This is a genomic window from Winogradskyella haliclonae (assembly GCF_014635865.1).
In the GTDB taxonomy this organism is placed as follows: domain Bacteria; phylum Bacteroidota; class Bacteroidia; order Flavobacteriales; family Flavobacteriaceae; genus Winogradskyella; species Winogradskyella haliclonae.
Genome location: NZ_BMDQ01000001.1, coordinates 1000094 through 1019407, shown reverse-complemented (window position 1 = coordinate 1019407; position 19314 = coordinate 1000094). Strand labels below are relative to the sequence as shown.

Below are 19314 nucleotides of genomic sequence, written 5' to 3'. Positions count from 1 at the left end.
AATGAATCTAAAAGACCTAATAGACACATCAAAGTTACCAAACCATATAGCTATTATAATGGACGGAAACGGTCGTTGGGCAAAACAAAAAGGCTTAGTTAGAGTACTTGGACACGAAAGTGGAACAAAAGCTGTTAGAGAAACTGTAGAAGCCTGTGCAGAAATTGGCGTAAAACATTTAACCCTCTATGCATTTTCTACAGAAAACTGGAACAGGCCAAAATTAGAAGTACAAACCTTAATGAAGCTTTTAGTAAAATCTCTAAAAAAAGAGATTAAAACACTGCATGATAACGGAATTAAGTTAACTGCTATTGGTTGTTTAAAAGATTTACCAAAAAAAGCTTTTGACGAATTAGAATTTGTTAAAGAAAAAACAAAAAATAATGCACATATGACATTAACTTTAGCTTTAAGCTACGGTTCTCGTGAAGAACTTGTTAATGTTGTTAAAGAATTATCATTTAAAGTTAAAAATAATATAATTTCAACCGAAAGTATTGACGAATCAATTATTAATAAGCATCTTTACACGCAAAATTTACCAGACGTAGATTTGCTAATTCGCACTAGTGGTGAACAACGAATTAGCAATTTTTTATTATGGCAAATTGCGTATGCAGAATTATATTTTACAAATGTTTTATGGCCAGATTTTAAAAAAGAACATCTGATAGAAGCCATTAAAGACTATCAAAATAGAGAACGACGATTTGGAAAGACAAGCGAACAACTTATATAAAAGCATAACCATAAAAGCCTTGAAGAAACTTTACGTTTTTACATTATTATTTCTTTTACTAATCCCTCAAAGTTCTTTTGGGCAAGATGGTAAAAAATACATCATCAACAATATCATTGTTACAGGTAACACTGCATTTAATGCTAGCACAATTATTACATACTCTAGACTCAAAAAAGGACAGGAAGTATCATTTGGAGGAGATAAAATAGGCGAAGCCGTAAAGAAGTTGTGGGGTTCTAACTTATTTGGCACCATTGATATCTATTTTATAAATATCACTGAAGACAATAAAGTTGACATAGAGATTAACCTTTCAGATTTACCAGAATTAAATGAGACTAAAGTTCAAGGTGTAAAAAAAGGCAAAGTAGACGAGATTCTAGAGGAAAATAATTTAAAACAGCGCGTAAAAGTTACCGAAAACCTTATTACTACCACCAAAAATTATCTTACCAATAAATATAAGAAAAAAGGGTTTTTAAACACTAAAGTTAATGTTGTAACATCTGATGTTAAGAACGACTCTATTGAAAAAAAGAGAGTCAACATGTTTATTAACATAGACAAAGGTAACAAAGTGAAAATCAAGTCTATAAAATTTAATGGCAATGATAAGCTATCAGACAAGAAGCTTAGAAAAGCCATGAAAAACACTAAGCAGAAAAATCCTATTCGTATTTTAAAACGTTCTAAGTACGTTGAAGAAGACTACAAAGAGGATTTAGTTAGTCTTATAGATAAATACAAAGAAAATGGTTATAGAGATGCCCGAGTTATTAAAGATTCAATTATCTATAATGATGATAAAAGCATTAGCTTATTAATAGATGTTGAAGAAGGTGAGAAATACACATTTGGTAAAATTGATTTTGTAGGTAATACAGTATATACTGATGAGTTTTTGTCTCAAATATTACGTATAGAAGAAGGAGATACCTATAATGGCGTTGAGCTTAAAAAACGAATTGCAAACGACGAAAAACCCGACGGCATAGATATTACAAACATCTATCAAAATACAGGTTATATGTTCTCTACAATTAATCCTGTTGAGGTTAGCGCAGATGGGAATGTAATTGACTTAGAAATCAGAATAACTGAAGGTAAGCCTGCTTATTTTAATAGTGTAACAGTTAAAGGAAATGATATCACTAACGATCATGTTATTTACAGAGAAATAAGAACACGTCCAGGCGAACTTTACAGTAGAGCAAATATTATTAGAACCATTCGTGAACTTGGACAACTGGGATTCTTCAATGCTCAAGCTATTGTTCCTGACATCAAGAATCCTAATCCAGTTGATGGAACCTTAGATATAGAATATACAGTTGAAGAGCAAGGTTCTAGTCAGATAGAATTACAAGGTGGCTATGGTGGCGGTGGATTCATTGGTACCTTAGGTTTATCCTTTAATAATTTCTCTTTGAGAAACATCTTAAATGGAGAAGCATACAAGCCAGTACCTAGAGGTGACGGACAGAGTTTGGCCTTAAGACTACAAGCTAGTCAGTTTTTTCAAACTTATAGCTTTTCTTTTAGTGAACCGTGGTTAGGTGGTAAAAAGCCATTTCAGTTATCAACATCTATTTCTCACTCTAGACAATTCCTATTTGACCCTCAAACTAGACGTGCTGATAGAAGTAGAAGGTTTAATATTACAGGGATTACATTCGGTATTTCTACACGACTTAAAGAACCTGACGATTATTTCTTGTTTTCTCAAGCTTTAAGTTTCCAACATTATGATTTACAAAATTATAATACAGGTTTATTTACATTTGGTGATGGCTCATCTAACAACTTATCTTATACAATTGGCTTAACAAGAAACAATACATACAACGATCCTATTTACCCTACAGGAGGTTCAAACTTTTCTGCTTCAGCTAAATTTTCAATTCCATATTCTTTATTTAATGGTGTAGACTATAAAGCTTTAAGAGAAGAGCGTGATGGACTTGACCCAGTTGCCGATATAGATAGAATTGGAGAAATAGATCAGGAACGTTTTAAATGGCTTGAATTCTACAAAGTAAAGTTTAAAGCTGATTGGTATGCTGAAGTTGCAAAAAAATTAGTATTAAGACCAAGTGTTGAGTTTGGTTTCTTAGGCGCTTATAATAACGATAGAGGTGTTATTCCTTTTGAGCGTTTCTTTCTAGGAGGTGATGGTCTTGGAAACTTTGCTTTAGATGGACGAGAGGTTGTTCAACTTAGAGGTTATCCAAACCAATCTCTATCATCGCAAGACGGTGGGTCTATCTATAACAAATTCTCATTAGAGTTACGTTACCCAATTACATTAGGTCAAGGTGCAAAAATATACGCATTATCTTTCGTAGAAGGTGGTGCTTCCGTAAATAGTTTTAGAGATTTTAATCCTTTTAATCTTCAGAGGTCAGCTGGTTTAGGTGTTAGAATATTTATGCCGGCCTTTGGTTTATTAGGTATAGACTTTGGTAAGCCATTTGATCCTTTACCAGGGCAAACACAAGTAGGTGGTTGGGAGACTCACTTTATAATTGGTCAGCAATTTTAACTTTGGCACGATATTTTCTAATAGCTTAATAACATTTCATAGTGGTGTTAAAATTTTTAAGAATATATTTCGTTTATTTGGAGTATAACAAGCATTTCTTCAAAGTAAGAATGTCCATTAAGCTAGAATCAAAATAATTAAAACATACACCTATGAAATTTAAAGTTCTTTACATATTGGCAATAGTTGGTCTAATGAGCTTTAGCAGTCATGCACAGCGTGGTGTTAGAATTGGCTACATTGATACAGAATATATTCTTGAAAATGTTCCTGATTACCAATCAGCATCAGCACAATTAGAAACAAAACTTACTAAATGGAAGTCAGAGATTGAGAAAAAACTGGCGGACATTGAAACAAAGAAAAAATCTTTAGAAAACGAAAAAGTACTGCTTACCAAAGAGCTTTACGAAGAGCGTTTGGAAGATATTTCATTTGAAGAAGCAGAAATTTTAGATTATCAACAAAAGCGTTTTGGCCCAGGTGGCGATATGATTATACAACGTACACAGTTAATTCAACCTGTACAAGATCAAATCTATGCGGCGGTAAAAGAAATAGCTGAAAACAAAAAATATGATTTTATTTTTGATAAAAATGCTGATTTCTTGATGTTATATTCAGCAGAACGTTTTGATATAAGTGAGCAGGTATTAAAAATAATTACTCGTGCATCTGCTAGAGAGCAAGCTAAGACAAAAAAGGAAAAAAGAGCTTTAGAAAAAGAAGCTGCAATTCCTGAAGTAAATAGCACAAAAGATGAACGCGCTAAAGCTCTAGAAGAAAGAAAAGCTCAGCGTAAAGCAGAATTAGAACAAAAACGTTTGGATCGTGAAAAAGCACTTGAAGAGCGCAGACAAAAACAAAAAGAAGCAAGAGAAGCTAAGAAAAAAGAAGCAGAAGCAAGAAGACAGAAAGTCTTAGATGCAAGAAATAAAGGAAATTCAAAATCTGAAAAAGAAGAAGCAACTAAAGCTACTGATACTTTAGCTAACAAAACTGCTAAACTTGGTGAAAAAGCTAAGAGCGTTGTAAAAACGGACTCTACAAAAACTATGACACCTAAAGAAATACAAGATGCAAAGCGTAAAAAAGCAATCGCAGACAGAGAAGCAAGAAAAAAAGCTTTAGAAGATCGCAAAAAGAAAATACTAGAGCAACGTAAAAAAGCCAGGGAAGAACGATTAGAGCAGTTGAGAAAAAATGACTCTATCCGTAAGGCCAAAGCCAAAGAAAAAGAAAATAATTAAAAATTAGAATAACTAAAAACACGTAAATACTAAATTAAAATGAAACGATTAAAAACTCTATTATTAGCAATTATACTTTTTGTTGGAGGTACAAGTTTAAGCAATGCCCAAAGTAAAATTGCACATATTAATCTTGGTGAAATCATTACCTCAATGCCAGAATATAAAGCAGCACAAGGAGAAATTGAGCAACTAACTAAGACATACGAAACTGAGATTCAAGCGGCTTTTAAAGAAATCGATGATAAGGCAAAACAATATACTGCTGAGGGGCCATCTCAAACAGATGATGAAAACAAAAAGCGTAAAGCGGAACTTGATGGAATGCAACAAAGCCTTGCGGTGTTTCAACAGCAAGCGCAACAAGATATTCAAAAGCAAGAATTAGATAAAATTAAGCCTATCAGAGAAAAAGCTCAGGCTGCTGTGAAAAAAGTCGCTGCTGCTTTAGGCTATGATTATGTACTAGACCTATCTACGTTAGTTGTAGCTACAGGTAAGGATATAACTCCTGAAGTAAAAAAAGAATTAGGTATATAAGTCTTTTAATTCCATCAAAAAAAATATAATAAAGCCGCTTTTTACAAGCGGCTTTTTATTTTTGTAATTATGAGTACAAATCCTATAGGCATATTTGATTCTGGAATCGGTGGCACATCTATTTTTAAAGAAATATATGCACTGATGCCTCATGAAAATATAATTTATCTAGCCGATAGCGCCAATGCTCCATATGGCAATAAATCTAGAGAGCGAATACAAGAGTTGAGCATAAAGAATACTGAACTACTCATTAGTAAAGGTTGTAAAATTATAGTCGTAGCATGTAACACAGCAACTACCAATGCTATTGATTATTTGAGAAACACCTATAGTATTCCGTTTATAGGTATTGAGCCTGCCATAAAGCCAGCGTCTTTGAATACAAAAACAAAGTCTATTGGCATCTTAGCTACAAAAGGCACATTAAGTAGTACTCTATTTCATAAAACAACAGATTTGTATGCTAATGGTGTTACAATTATTGAGAAAGAAGGAGAAGGCATAGTAACGCTTATAGAAGAAGGGAAATTATACTCTAATGAAATGCAAGTACTTTTGGATAAGTATACCAAACCTATGCTAGATGCGAATATTGATTACCTGGTATTGGGGTGTACACACTACCCATATCTTACACCTATTCTCTCTAAAATATTACCTAAACATATTAAAATTATAGATTCTGGTTTTGCTGTAGCACAGCAAACAAAATCCGTTTTAGAACAAAATTCTATTCTAAACACTTCAATTATTAAACCACTTATAGAATTTTACACAAATACTAATACTACTATTTTAAATGAGATATTGGAAAGAAAATTTAATGTTGAATACCTCGATTTTTAATCCTTAAACCAGCTAGAATACTTAACATAATTATTGGCAATTCTATTTATTTCACCAGAAACTAATTCTGGACTAATCGCCTTTATTTTTTTTGCAGGCGTGCCTGCATAAACACTTCCTGATTCTACAATAGTATTTTTGGTAACAACAGCTCCTGCTGCAATTATACTATTGCTTTCTATAACACAATCGTCCATAACTATACTTCCCATACCAATAAGAACATTGTCATTTATAGTACAACCATGCACTATCGCATTGTGTCCAATAGATACATTGTTTCCAATTGTAGTCGGAGATTTTTGATATGTAGCATGGATGACTGCACCATCTTGCACATTAACTTTGTCTCCAATTTTTATAAAATGCACATCTCCACGTACAACTGCATTAAACCAAATACTACATTGTTTACCGATAGATACTTCGCCAACAATAGTGGCGTTTTCTGCAATAAAGCAATCTTCTGAAATTTGTGGATGTTTCCCGTTTACTGATTTAATTATTGGCATATACTTGAGATTAATTTATTTAAAGTACGATAACAAATCAGATTTTTTTGAAGCTGAAACCATGATTTCTTTACCGTTGCTCAATACAATACTTCCGCCTTTACCCTTGAGATATTTTACAATTTCATCTACGTTAACCAAATAACTTTTATGTACTCTCGCAAAATTTGCTGCAGATAAAGCTTCCTCTATATATTTTAAAGTTTTACTTACCAGCTTCTTTTTGTTATTCTTTAAGAAAATCTCTGTGTAATTATCGTCAGCTTTGCAATACAGAATGTTATTGGTTTCTAAAACTTCAAAACCATTTTGCTGTGGTATAGTAATCTTTCCGTCAACGCTATTGGTTTTAGGTACTAAAACTTGATCTTGTAATGCATCTTCTTTTGACCTAATTTCAGTAACATAATCAACAGCCTTAATCAAGTCATCAATAGAGATAGGCTTCATTAAATAGTAAGACGCATGTGCATTTAATGCATCTATTGCATAATGATTATATGCAGTAACAAATATGGTTTGAAAATCGATATCTCCAACCTTATCTAATAAGTCAAATGCGTTGCCATATGGCATTTCCACATCTAAAAAAACCACATCTAAATCATTATTCCTAATTAATACTAGAGCTTCATCTACATTTTCAGCTTCACCTAAAACTGAAATATTTGGGCAATACTTTGCTAAATAATTCTTTAAAATATCTCTACTTGTTTTTTCGTCTTCGACGATAATAGCACTTAACTTCATAACACAATCAATCTTTTTTTAAGGTTACCTCTACTCTAGTTCCAGTATCTTCCGTGTTTTGATAATCCTCAATAGATACATCTACTTTATCTTTATACATATCATTGAGTATCTGAATTCGCTTTTTAATATTACTCAACCCTTTAGAATTATGCTTCTTTTGATGATCTGTTTTTAAGATTTTTGAGCGTTCACGACCCACTCCATCATCTGTTATAGAAATTGAAATTTCATCTTTGGATATTGGTTTAATTTCAATTTTAAGCATCCCTTTTTCTTTTTTATAGCGTAGCCCATGCCATACCGCATTTTCTATATATGGTTGTAATAACATTGGCGGGATTTCAAAATCATCCACATCTATTGAATTATTAATATCTATAGTATAATCAAATTTTTCTTTAAATCTAAAGTGTTCTAATTTGGTATATAATTCGAGTAATTCTATTTCTTTTTTAAGTGGAATAAAGTCTTCTTCGCTATTCTCTAAAACTGCACGCATTAAAAATGAAAAGTCTGACAGATACTTATTTGCTGTCCGTTCATCATTTACTGCAATAAAACTATTAACAGAATTGAGCGCATTAAAAATAAAATGAGGATTCATTTGGCTCCTTAAAGACTTAAGCGCTAACATATTATTTGCTAGTCGTTGCCCTTTGATATACTTATAAGTAAAATATGCTGCGATAAGTAACAATACAAGTCCACCGATAAGAGAGTAAATAATAATACTTTGTGTTCTATTTCTTTCTGTTGTTAGTTCATATCGACTTCTACTCAATTCCCTATCATTCTCTAGACTTTTAATCCTTAATTGGTTTTCAGCAAGGTTGCGGGATCTCCGAGCAGATTGAGATATTTCTTGTTGTTTTTTTAAATACAATTTATCAACAGATGCCATAAATGCTTCAAACTCAATTTTGGCTTTATCATATTCTCCCAACTGTTCTAACACATCAACTTTGCGCCTTTGCGCATCTTTCTTTACTTCTAAGTCTCCTCTTTTATCAGCTTCGACAATACTTTCATCCAAATACGGAATAGCTTCATCATACTTCTTTTGTAATATTAATGCATTACCAATTTTGTAGTTTTGTTTTTGAGGCGTTATTGGACTATCATTAGAGACTATAGAATCTACTTCAATAGTTTTTACATCTTCTACCACTTCTTTTCTCAAGGAAATCTCATCATCATAATTTCTGTTTTCATTATTAAACTCAGCTACAGTTACCTTTTCTTCAACAGAACGTTTTTTACTTTCTTGTTCAGCAAGATTTAAGGAACTATTAAATAAGGTTTTTGCTTTTTGCGTATTACCAGCTGCATTGTAAGCTTGAGCAATTTTGGAATTTAAATCTGTGATTTTGGGACCAATAGCATAAGTAGTCGCAAAATCTAAGCTCTTTTCGTAAGAATCAATTGCCTTAGTGATATCTTTTGTTTTTAAATAAACATCTCCCAAACCTTCATATAACTCTATTTTTTGATAGTTGCTTAGCTCATTTTCTTTTATACTCTTATAGGTACTTATCCCTTTTTCGTAATTTTTATTAGCTGTGTAGGCATTTGCTAACTTGAGTTTGGTTTCACTTTTATCTTGATTCTGTAAAGCTATTTTATAGTTAGTAACAGACAAATCGTATTGTTCCCAATACATATATAAATCTCCTAGAGTTTGGTATGCTTCAGCATTCTGAGATTGCGATACACTCTTATCTAAAGCATCGGCAATAAATTGAATACTTCGCTCCGCATCATTTTTCAGATAGGTGTCTGCCGAGTCTATTAATTGATTAAAGGCTTGAATTGTTTTTTTGCGTCGTTCTTTTTGAGTGGGTTTTGGGTCTTGAGGAAACACTTCAATTAAAAGACGGTCATTGCTTTTAATCGTATGATAAACCGTTTGAAAATCCTCATGACTTATAATGACTTGATCGCCAACTTTAACTTTAATCTTAAAATTTCCATCGTATCCAGTTGTAATATAAGCTCCACTATTTACCTGAATAGCAGCTTTTGGGATAGGTTCGTATGAGTATTTTTCTCGCACAGAACCTCTAACTGTAAAATAATCATTCCCCAGAGCTATCGGCTCATTTTGAGCATAGCCAAAAACCACAACTAGGTTTAGCAAGAAGAATAATACTGAAATTTTAATATTAGAGTACACCTTTTAGGTATTAATTTTCAATAAACTTAGTGAGTTTAATTGATTATAAAAAATGAACTTCTAGTAGATTAGCTTACTAAAATGAATGAAACTACTACTTAACTAACTCAAAAGAGGTTTTCACTCATTCGTCTAGTAAACTCAAGTATTTTGCCTTTATTCTAAAAAAAGAAAAACAGTAAACAAAAATGCCTCGGTATTTTACTATCGAGACATTTTTGTTTTAGTTAATTGCAGGACAATTACAATCGTATTTTTCACGTCTACAATTAAAGTTATAGCCTAGTGTTATCTGGTGGAAACCTCCTGTATTGAAATTAATCGTATTTGCTTGGTAAGAATACGTATAAGCAAATGTAAATTGGTTATAATCAACACCTATAAAAGGTGTAAAATATTGAAGCTTTTGACTACTCACAGTGTTTCCTTCAAGAAATTGCGCACCATCTAAACTACGTCTGTAAGACAAACCACCCCAAACTTTACCAAAATCTACTTCTCTGTAGGCTTTTATATTAACATCAATTGAAGACTCTTCTGTTGCATCTCTGTACATGTACATCAAAGATGGCTCAAAACTCCAATCGCTACCATACTTTTGGAATACATTACCAACAGAAAGTAAATACGTTCTTAGGTTATTAAAAGAAAATCCTTGTTCATTAAAATTGATACCTTCATTATTCAAAATATTTTTTGCTGTGGCATGCGCATAAAAATCCAAAAAATGATAAGACATTCCTACATCCACATTAAAGTTTGTTGCACTTTGCTCAATACCTGCAATAAGCTGATCAAACTCTCCTGGTGCTAAAAAACTAGTTTCATCTAACTTATACTGAATAAATCCAGCACTCAAGCCAAAAGATATCATATTTAAGTCTACTTCGTTACGAGATAATAATAAGTGATGGGCATAAGTTACATATGCACCTGTATTAGAATGAAATCCATTCTCGTCATTATATACAATAGCACCGATTGCCGAAGGACCATCACCCAATCTACTATGTGCACTTAAAGTTTGTAAACTAGGTGCATCATCCACTCCAAACCATTGTTGTCTGGCAGTTAATCTTACCTTGGCACAATTAGCAACACCTGCCATAGATGGATGTATTAAATAGTAGTTATCTGTTAAATAATCTGAATATACTGGCATACCTTCTTGAGAATAACTAAGAAATGACATCATTCCTATTAAGGCAACTAAACAAATATTTTTTAATCTCATATGTATTTTATCGTTTTAATGAGAAGTGAGAACTAAATGTTCGCATTTCATTGTTTGTAGGTTCTATGTACTCTAATCTAAACCAATAATCATCCGATGGCATATTATTGCCTTGATAGGTACCATCCCATCCTGGATTTGTAGGACTTAACTGTTTTAAGAGCTTTCCATAACGGTCAAATATATAAATTTTTGCACTAGGTTGTGTTACTATTCCTTCTATATTCCAAGTATCATTATTACCATCTCCATTTGGCGTGAAAAACTTAGGAAAATCAATAACTGTCACATTTCTGTATACAATACCACAACCCAATATATCTCTCGCTGCTACAACATGATTACCACCATTAACGTCTTCGAATTCGCCAACTAATTCCCATGGTCCATTATCTAGGCTATATTCATAGGTGCTATTCCCGGTTGCTGTTGCAATAATCATATTATTCCCTGTAAAGGCTTGCGAGGTAACTTCTACATCAAAAGTATCTGGTATGCCACTTTCTATAACTTCTGTAGCGTCAGAAAAAGCACACATTGTTATAGTAGATGTTGAAATGTCTGTAACTACTACTTCATATATACCGCCTTGTGTAGGTGTAAGACTAGAACTTGTCTGCCCCGGTAATAAATTACCATCGAGACTCCACTCAAAACTATGATTTGCATCAGATAATCCCGTATCAAGAACTAATGGAACATCGACTACCGCTTCATTATTACTAGACAAACACAAAATATATTCATCGTCTAGGTCAAAAATTGGTAGTGGGTTTACTATTAAAGTTACTGGTTCTACATCAAAACAAATATTTGGAGATATATTATTACTTACTCTTACCCAAACTGTTTGTGGGTTCATGCCCATAATGTTTTCATATAGATTTGGCAATTGATCAGTGTCTGTAAGTGGGTTATAATTAATCGCAGCATTTTCACTAAGATGATACGTTATTGTATAATCCGCTGGGTCTTGCCCATCTAAAACTTCATCCCGAATCAAACTAAAATCAAATTGAGCCACGCCATCACCTATAATATTATCATCGCATAATTCAAAGTCTAATGGCTCGCCATCGCTATTTGCTTGTGCGCCTTCTAATACTTCTACAAAGAACGACCCTGTATTAGAGCATAACACATCATTTGGAGTTGATATGTTAGTAATAGCATAAAATATCTCTTGCGAATCCATAACTGTATTTACAAATGCGCTTGGGTCAGGAATCTCTGTTAAATCCGAGTTATCTGCACCCAATTGAGTGGTATGATAGGTAACATTGAACAATGTAGGGTCTTGACCATTTAAAATCTCATCACGTCTTTGAGTAAGGTTAAATGTAAAAAATCCATCAGTATTATTTTCGCACTCTTCTATTGGGGATATATTAGCCGTAATTACTGGTAATGGATTTACTGTAATATCAAAATCTACTATAGCAAAACAACCTGTACTTGTATCTAATACTCTTACATAAATCGTTTCTGTTGGATTGGAATTATTGTATGAGCCAGGAGTAGTTATTTCGTTTGCCGTTACATTATTTAGTGCATCATTAAAATCTAAAAAGTACGTCGCAGTTAAATTTGGTATCCCATCAAAAATGAAAGCTTCATTTTGAGTTAAATCAAACTCCTCTGATAAATTACCAATAGTAACATCGTCACAACGTATAATATCTACAGACTCCGTATCTGTCCTTGGCGTTGGATTTATTGTACGCAAACGTACATGAATTCCTAAACCAACACAGGCGTTATCCACATCGCTATCTACTCTAACATAAATCTCTTGCTCAAAAGGTGAGGCATCATTCCTATGATTTGAAATATCTGGAATAGCATTAACTTCAGCCAATGCATCAGTTTCAGTTTCGTAATATGTAAATGTTAAGTTCTGCCCAACTGGTAATGCTGCTTGAGCTCTAATTTGAGCTTCAGCATCGCTAAAGTCAAAGGTAGTAATCCCATTTGTAATATCTGCATCTATACCGTCCACTACATCACACTCTTCATATAAAATTTCAATATTTGCTGGTATTTGAGTTGCAGATACAAATAAATCTAATTGGGCTACTCTAAAACAAAAATCATCATTCTCTACTCGTACAAATAAAATATCAGGATTAGAAGAAGAATCAGTATTGGTATAAACCGTTGGATTTATAATTGCACTTGCTCCATTTGCTGCATCTGTAGCATTCATATGATACGTAAATGTTTCATTAGCAAAATTTGTAGAAATTAAAACTTCGGACTCTGTCAAATTAAAGTCTGAAATACCATCTGTATCATTATCACATTGTAATAACTCTACCATATCAGTGATTACTGGCAATGCATTGACTTGTAAGTTGACTTCTACAGTCTCATAACAATCATCTGGGTTTTCATTATTCTCTACTCTTGCTATAATTTGCCTATCATCTGTATAGATATTTGTGATTGCACCTTGGTCATTATCGGCATCTATTTGGTTTAAATGATAAGTCACTGTAAACTGCATTGGGTCTTGACCATTTAATATAAAACTATCTATATCAGCTGGTGTCAACGAAAAATCAACAAATCCGTTAGTATCATCTCCATCTGCATTATCATCGCATAGCTGATAGGTATAAGTTGTTGCTGTTGGTTGATCGAATACATCTATAATAAAACTTGAAGTAACATAACAATCTGTATTATTTACATTCTGAATTCTAACCCAAATCGTATCTTCGTCATATGCAACAAGATTCGTAAATGTGTCTGGCAATGGATTTGTCGTCGAGCTTATAATTGCTTCAATTTCTTCTAAATGAAAAGACACCTCAAACTGCATTGCGTCTTGCGTTCCTAATACTGTTGCTCGTAATGCATTTAAATCAAAATCCCAAAAGCCATCGTTATTATCATCACAAATCAATTGATTTGGAACTGTATTGGCTATTGGTACTTCGTCCACCTGCAATGTAATAATAGACGTATTATAACAATCTATATTATTATTGTTTTGAACTCTTGCATATATGTTTTGCATATTAGCAGTAGTGTTCGTATATAATGCAGACAAAGAATTAAGTCCCATATCTGCATCTGTAGGACTTATATGGTAACTTACTGTAAACTGTGTAGGGTCTTGAGTACCTAATACCTGAATATCTATAGTGGGTAGATTAAACTCAACTTCACCATTAGTGTCGTCTCCATCATCTGCATTGTCACATAGTTGATACGTAACATCTTCTGCTGTAACAGAAGCAAATACATTTAGAATAAAGTCGTCAGTAACAGCACAATTACCAGTCGCAATATCATCAATACGTATGTAGATAATTTCTCCATCGGTGGCTGGGTAATTATTTATATTGGTTGTTATAGGATTATTACCTGAAGCTTGATCAGCTGGAGATGTATGATACGTAATTTCAAATTCGGTATCATCTTGCGCCCCAAATACAATAGGTGTATTCTGCTCGAGGTTAAATTCTGCAGTACCTGTTGCGCTACAACCCGAAAGATCTATCGCAGGTGCAATTAGTTCTGGACTATTTCTAAATTCTACTATTATAGAATCTGATGTAGAACAACCAGGAGCAAACTCTACATCTACACTATAAGTACCCGCTTCAGTAACTGTTAATGTAGAACCTGTTCCTGCACCAGCAATAGGCACCCCATTAAAAAACCAAGTATGTGTGGCGTCTGGAGCTTGTGTATCTAATGTAACATCTTCTAATACACCACAAGGAGCAGTACCATTTGCCAATGTAATATCTTCACCTAAATCTCCTCCCAAATTAAAACTACCAGCTTCAATGAAAATAGAAGTGTCCCATTGATTATCTCCTTGATCTGCAACTACCAACTTTATTTCATAAGTAGTGTTCGGTATTACTGTTGCAGTAGCTGTTAAAACATCTGTTCTACCACCAAAATTAGTATCTCCGATATTATAACCTGCAAAAAAACCCGTATTTGCCGCACAGCCACCAGAATTATTTATGTTTGTTACATTAACTGGAGTTCCGTTAGGTAGGACAGCTAGATTAGTGTATGTGGTAGTACCTACTTCTCTTAATAAAAATGCAAAACCGTCAGCAAATTGACATTCTGTACCGCCGTCATATTCTTCAGAAGCCATCAGATATCTAAAGCTTAAATTATCCGTAGTAGGGGTGAAATTGAATTTTATAAAAGTAGCATCTTGAGTATTTGTTATTCCTAAAGCAGTCTCTAAATCAACATCATTAGCTGTAGTACCTGTAGTAGCACCTGTTTCTCCTCCAGCATTTGTAATAGTATTTCCTCCTGTAGAAACAAAACCTGAACCTATAACAATACCACTTTCAAATGGGAAATCTGTACCACCACGAGTAAAATACCCATAGCTCTTAGTAGTTAAATCTGCTGGACCTCCAAATACCTGTGATTGAAAATTATCCACAGCAGAACAACCTCCAGTTACCAAGACATTTTCTATTAATTCATTTGGCAAGAAGAAAGATTCAGGAAAAGCTGCATTATTAATTGTTACTATAGAGTCTGCTACAAAAACTACAACTGTTACAGTTTCTGAACAGCCTAATGGATTGTCATCCGATACCGTAAAAGTAACATTATAAGTCCCAGATGTATTAAATTGGTGCGAAGTGTTTAAAGTTGTAGCCGTGCCTCCAGTACCAAAATCCCATAAATATGTTGCATTAGCTCCAGTATTAGAAAATAATGCGCTACCAACAAAAGAGACTGTCTCTGTAGGCAATATTTCTATCTGATTAGTAACAATATTAATAGCTGGAACTGTACTATCTATTGATGTTGTAATTGTTTGGCACTGTTCTGCACATTCTATAGTTGCCTCCCAACCTAAAGTGTTTCCAAAACCATTTGTAGAAAAACTAATAGTCAAACAACCTGAAGAATCAGAAGATACTACACGTCCTGGACTGACTGTGCCAGAAAAATTACCAATAACTGTTGATGCGGTACTATCCCCATCATAAATTGTCATTATATCTACACCTACTTGCGTACTAAATGTTGAGAAATCTAAAATAACTACTTCACCAGCAGTTTGCGGACATATAGTAATAGTAAAGTTTTCATTAGAGCTATAGTTACCTGACTCGCCACCAGAATCAAAGAAACGATCTGGGGCACATCTGCTAAACGTACCATCTTGCATAATTAAATCTTGTGCTGATGATGTTAAAGAAATTAATAGTAATGCTGTAAAGACAATATACTTAACAACATATTTAAGGTAAAATTTGTTCATCTTTTTGCCCTATTATGTCAATGGGGACGAAATTTAATTAAAATTAACGACAACTAAAGTTAAAATTCGATGTAAACCCTGTTAAAGAGATAACGTTTGGTTTTCTTATTTCTTATTTTTGCAAAAAAAAGACATGAGCCTTACAGATATTGTGATACAACCAACCTCTAATGATGCTATTATTAAGTTTGAAGCTAACCACTTCATTACTCAACATACTAGCTATGAATTTAATAATATTGATGAAGCTTCAAACTCACCATTAGCACAACAATTGTTTTATTTCCCATTTGTAAAAAAGGTATATATTGCTTCTAATTTTATAGCCATTGAACGCTATAACATTGTAGAATGGACTGATGTGCAAGATGAAATTGCCGAGCAAATTAAAGTATATCTTAATTCGGATGCTCCAGTAATTAAAGAGGAAGCTTCTAAACCTAAAAATGCAGTTACAGTTTATGCAGAGAGCACACCAAATCCTAGTGTTTTAAAGTTTGTATGTAACAAAGTTCTTGTTGTACAAATCTGTGAGTTTTCTTCTATTGACGAAGCTAAAGTATCGCCAATTGCGACTGAGCTATTTCAATTTCCGTTTGTTAAAAGCGTTTTTATGGACAAAAACTACATCTCAATCACAAAATATGATGTCGCACAATGGGAAGACATAACTGTTCAGCTTAGAGAGTTTATAAAAACTTATGTTGAAGATGGTAAGCCTATTTTAAATCAACCCATATTACAGAAAAAAGACCTTAAAGAAAAAAAAGCAGAAACACAGTTTGAAACTTTAGATGACACTTCGAAAAACATCGTTAATATATTGGAAGAGTATATAAAACCTGCTGTAGCAAGTGACGGTGGAAATATTGAGTTTATTTCTTTTGATAATCAATCTAAAAAAGTAGAGGTGTTGCTTCAAGGTGCATGCAGCGGTTGTCCATCATCAAGATTTACTCTCAAAAATGGAATAGAGAATATGTTAAAAGAAATGCTTAATGATAAAGACGTAAGTGTTTCCGCAATAAATGGTTAAATTTTGCTAACTTTAAAGTATTATTTTAATTATGTTATTCTAAAAATTATTAAAAGCACTAGTCAATTCATAAATAAAGACAATAAGATTTAACATAAATAAATTAAAACGCTATATGGCACTATTTTTGATGTATTATTTTAGTGTAATAAATTAACTATCTCAAAACAAGCAAAGATGAAAAAAAGAAAATTCGCATACTTAATTTTAATTACCCTGACAACATATACATATAGTCAGACAGTTACTTTAGACTTTTCAGAACAGGTCTTAAATAAATCATCCGAAGCTAGTAGGCCATTAGATGCTGTAGGCAGTCCATACGTAAATGAAAAATTTTTACCGATAAAAATCAAAGGTTATGAGAATACATTATATACAGGCAGATACAATGCATATAATGGTGAGATGGAAATAAATTTAGGAACAAAAATAATTGCTCTTGATAAGAATTTAGATTATCAAATAACATTTACACAAAAAAATAATATTTACAGAACATTTAAATATTCTTCTCCTAGCGGTATTAGCAAAAGTGGGTTTTTAAATATTGTAAATGAAACCCCTTCTTACACCTTACTCAAAGAGGAAATAGTAAAATATTATGATAAAGTGCCAGCTGTTACAACATATGATCAAGAAAAACCTGCAAAGTTTGTTAAAGAAGATTCGAATTTTTACCTTAAAAAGGGTAATGTGATTAGACCTTTTCCTACCAAGAGAAAAGATTTATTAAAGGCTTATCCTAAGAATGCAAAAAAAATAAAATCCTTTTTAAAAGAAAAGAAAATATCTCTTAAGAAAGAGGAAGACTTGATAAAATTGGCTGGCTTCTTAGCTACTTTATAACACAAGTTTTAAAAGACTAATTTTAAAAGATGGTTATTTTAATGATAACCATCTTTTTATGTAAATTAACCATAATTATATATGAATACACAAGATTGGATTGATAAAGGCTATGACCTACTAGTAAGCATTGGGCCAAAGCTTATTGCAGCCTTCCTCATATGGTTTATTGGAAATTTCATTATTAAGGCTTTACTTAAAGGTGTGAAACGGATGATGACCAAAAGTAGTTATGATGATAGCTTGCAAAAATTTCTAATCGATTTAATCCGTTGGGGACTTAAGGTCATACTCATTGTCATTGTTTTGACGACAGTAGGTATAGCCACTACATCTTTTGCAGCAATTTTAGCCTCTATAGGTTTAGCAATCGGTCTGGCACTTCAAGGGTCATTAGGCAATTTTGCTGGTGGTGTACTTATTATGATTTTTAAACCTTTTAAAATAGGTGATTTGATAGAAGCACAAGGTGAAATAGGTGTCGTAAAAGAAATTGAAATCTTTACAACTAAGCTAACGGGATTATCTAACAAAGAAATTATTTTGCCTAACGGAAACCTCTCTAATGGAACTATTGTAAACTATACTACTGAAGGAACACGTAGAGTTGATCTTGTTTTTGGGATTGGTTATGATGAAGACATTAAAAAAGCCAAGGATGTATTTATGTCAGTACTAAAATCACATCCAAAAGTATTGAATTCTATTGCTCCTACTGTAGACGTATTAGAGCTTGCTGATAGTTCTGTGAATTTTGCTGTAAGGCCTTGGTGCAAAACCGAAGATTATTGGGATGTCTACTTTGGAATTACAGAGAACACTAAAATAGCATTAGATGAGGCTGGTATTGAAATACCATACCCACACCAAGTAGAATTAAAAAAAGAGGCTTAGAGTTTTTTCGATTTTATTGCCACAAAATCTTTTAGATAATATGGTTCAAAATAAGCGACATCTTCAAAGTCGCTTATTTGGTATTTACGATTCGCTATTTTTCCCATGGTAGAAGAAGAAGGTAATTTCCCTTTAACAAAAACTGCATTATTATTATTGATAATTGTCTTTGTTTTTTCAACGGCATTACCAATGAAATAAACCGTTCCATTTTCTAATTCGGTTTTAAAACTTGTTTCATCCAGAACTTCAGCTTTTATCTCTCTCTTAGAACTATAATCATATCCAAAAACCGCAGAATACACTTCCATACGTCGTGCATCTAGCATTGGTATAATAAGTCCGTCCGAAGCCTCTACTTGATGCGCCATAGCCTCAAGAGTAGATATGGCAATTAATGGCTTATCTAAAGCGAAACATAGCCCTTTTGCAGTAGAAACACCAATACGTAAGCCAGTATAAGAGCCTGGACCTTTACTTATAGCGATGGCATCTAGACTATTTTTAGATATTCCTACTGAATCTATAACATCTTTGATGAATACGTGTAGTTTTTCGGCATGAGAATAACCTGCATTATTATCCTCCTTTAAAACCAAAGTCTCCTCATCTTTAGATAAGGAGACTGAACAATTGGTTGTACTTGTTTCTATATTTAATATCAAAGCCATAAG

The 19314-nt window shown here is 33.0% G+C and carries 14 protein-coding genes; 8 read left to right on the top strand and 6 right to left on the bottom strand.

All coding sequences use genetic code 11. The annotated features are described in order from the left end of the window. Position 1: 1 nt before the first annotated feature. The 5 genes from uppS (at position 2) to murI (ending at position 5926) form a co-directional block, all read left to right on the top strand. Entirely contained in the window at positions 2–742 is a 741-nt protein-coding gene (gene uppS / locus IEV10_RS04540; protein WP_188374188.1) for an undecaprenyl pyrophosphate synthase, read from the top strand. Continuing rightward, positions 714–3287: a BamA/OMP85 family outer membrane protein gene (locus tag IEV10_RS04535; protein WP_188373503.1), complete on the top strand. Its 2574-nt coding sequence runs from the start codon at positions 714–716 to the stop codon at positions 3285–3287. The genes uppS and IEV10_RS04535 overlap by 29 nt, the downstream gene beginning before the upstream one ends. A gap of 152 nt (positions 3288–3439) precedes the next feature. Beyond that, positions 3440–4537, top strand: coding sequence for an OmpH/Skp family outer membrane protein (locus IEV10_RS04530; protein ID WP_188373502.1), 1098 nt, complete (start codon positions 3440–3442; stop codon positions 4535–4537). 39 nt (positions 4538–4576) lie between these two features. Beyond that, on the top strand, positions 4577–5077 hold the full coding sequence (locus IEV10_RS04525) for an OmpH/Skp family outer membrane protein (protein ID WP_188373501.1): 501 nt from the start codon (positions 4577–4579) through the stop codon (positions 5075–5077). A 69-nt stretch (positions 5078–5146) separates the two neighbouring features. Continuing rightward, a complete protein-coding gene (gene murI / locus IEV10_RS04520) occupies positions 5147–5926 on the top strand; it encodes a glutamate racemase (protein WP_188373500.1) in 780 nt (259 codons plus the stop codon). Here murI and IEV10_RS04515 read toward each other — a convergent pair. From IEV10_RS04515 to IEV10_RS04495, 5 genes are all read right to left on the bottom strand, one after another. Next, positions 5923–6438, bottom strand: coding sequence for a gamma carbonic anhydrase family protein (locus tag IEV10_RS04515; RefSeq protein ID WP_188373499.1), 516 nt, complete (start codon positions 6436–6438; stop codon positions 5923–5925). The genes murI and IEV10_RS04515 overlap by 4 nt on opposite strands. 15 nt (positions 6439–6453) lie before the next feature. After that, positions 6454–7188 (bottom strand): LytR/AlgR family response regulator transcription factor, encoded by a 735-nt coding sequence (locus IEV10_RS04510; RefSeq protein WP_188373498.1) that lies wholly within the window; start codon positions 7186–7188, stop codon positions 6454–6456. Positions 7189–7195: 7 nt separating this feature from the next. Beyond that, a complete protein-coding gene (locus IEV10_RS04505) occupies positions 7196–9364 on the bottom strand; it encodes a tetratricopeptide repeat-containing sensor histidine kinase (protein WP_188373497.1) in 2169 nt (722 codons plus the stop codon). Positions 9365–9587: 223 nt separating this feature from the next. After that, positions 9588–10598, bottom strand: a complete 1011-nt coding sequence (locus IEV10_RS04500; RefSeq protein ID WP_188373496.1) for a PorP/SprF family type IX secretion system membrane protein — start codon at positions 10596–10598, stop codon at positions 9588–9590. A 7-nt stretch (positions 10599–10605) separates the two neighbouring features. Continuing rightward, a complete protein-coding gene (locus IEV10_RS04495) occupies positions 10606–15861 on the bottom strand; it encodes an FIDD domain-containing protein (RefSeq protein ID WP_188373495.1) in 5256 nt (1751 codons plus the stop codon). A 133-nt stretch (positions 15862–15994) separates the two neighbouring features. Between IEV10_RS04495 and IEV10_RS04490 the strand changes: the two genes are divergently transcribed. The 3 genes from IEV10_RS04490 to IEV10_RS04480 all read left to right on the top strand — a co-directional run bounded on the left by IEV10_RS04490 (position 15995) and on the right by IEV10_RS04480 (position 18640). Continuing rightward, positions 15995–16897 carry a NifU family protein gene (locus IEV10_RS04490; protein WP_188373494.1) on the top strand — a complete coding sequence of 301 codons (903 nt, stop codon included), beginning with the start codon at positions 15995–15997 and terminating at the stop codon, positions 16895–16897. Positions 16898–17074: 177 nt separating this feature from the next. Beyond that, on the top strand, positions 17075–17746 hold the full coding sequence (locus IEV10_RS04485) for a hypothetical protein (RefSeq protein WP_188373493.1): 672 nt from the start codon (positions 17075–17077) through the stop codon (positions 17744–17746). Between the two features lie 81 nt (positions 17747–17827). Next, positions 17828–18640 (top strand): mechanosensitive ion channel family protein, encoded by an 813-nt coding sequence (locus IEV10_RS04480; protein ID WP_188373492.1) that lies wholly within the window; start codon positions 17828–17830, stop codon positions 18638–18640. Here IEV10_RS04480 and tsaB read toward each other — a convergent pair. Further along, the gene (tsaB, locus tag IEV10_RS04475; RefSeq protein WP_188373491.1) at positions 18637–19311 is read right to left on the bottom strand and encodes a tRNA (adenosine(37)-N6)-threonylcarbamoyltransferase complex dimerization subunit type 1 TsaB; all 675 of its coding nucleotides are present in this window, start codon (positions 19309–19311) and stop codon (positions 18637–18639) included. The two genes, IEV10_RS04480 and tsaB, sit on opposite strands and share 4 nt — an antisense overlap. Positions 19312–19314: the final 3 nt, after the last annotated feature.

Excerpts from the sequence above, each read along its gene's own strand:
- uppS (WP_188374188.1), top strand. The coding sequence starts at position 2 with ATGAATCTAAAAGACCTAATAGACACATCAAAGTTACCAAACCATATA.
- IEV10_RS04530 (WP_188373502.1), top strand. The coding sequence starts at position 3,440 with ATGAAATTTAAAGTTCTTTACATATTGGCAATAGTTGGTCTAATGAGC.
- IEV10_RS04525 (WP_188373501.1), top strand. The coding sequence starts at position 4,577 with ATGAAACGATTAAAAACTCTATTATTAGCAATTATACTTTTTGTTGGA.
- murI (WP_188373500.1), top strand. The coding sequence starts at position 5,147 with ATGAGTACAAATCCTATAGGCATATTTGATTCTGGAATCGGTGGCACA.
- IEV10_RS04515 (WP_188373499.1), bottom strand. The coding sequence starts at position 6,438 with ATGCCAATAATTAAATCAGTAAACGGGAAACATCCACAAATTTCAGAA.
- IEV10_RS04510 (WP_188373498.1), bottom strand. The coding sequence starts at position 7,188 with ATGAAGTTAAGTGCTATTATCGTCGAAGACGAAAAAACAAGTAGAGAT.
- IEV10_RS04500 (WP_188373496.1), bottom strand. The coding sequence starts at position 10,598 with ATGAGATTAAAAAATATTTGTTTAGTTGCCTTAATAGGAATGATGTCA.
- IEV10_RS04495 (WP_188373495.1), bottom strand. The coding sequence starts at position 15,861 with ATGAACAAATTTTACCTTAAATATGTTGTTAAGTATATTGTCTTTACA.
- IEV10_RS04490 (WP_188373494.1), top strand. The coding sequence starts at position 15,995 with ATGAGCCTTACAGATATTGTGATACAACCAACCTCTAATGATGCTATT.
- IEV10_RS04485 (WP_188373493.1), top strand. The coding sequence starts at position 17,075 with ATGAAAAAAAGAAAATTCGCATACTTAATTTTAATTACCCTGACAACA.
- IEV10_RS04480 (WP_188373492.1), top strand. The coding sequence starts at position 17,828 with ATGAATACACAAGATTGGATTGATAAAGGCTATGACCTACTAGTAAGC.
- tsaB (WP_188373491.1), bottom strand. The coding sequence starts at position 19,311 with ATGGCTTTGATATTAAATATAGAAACAAGTACAACCAATTGTTCAGTC.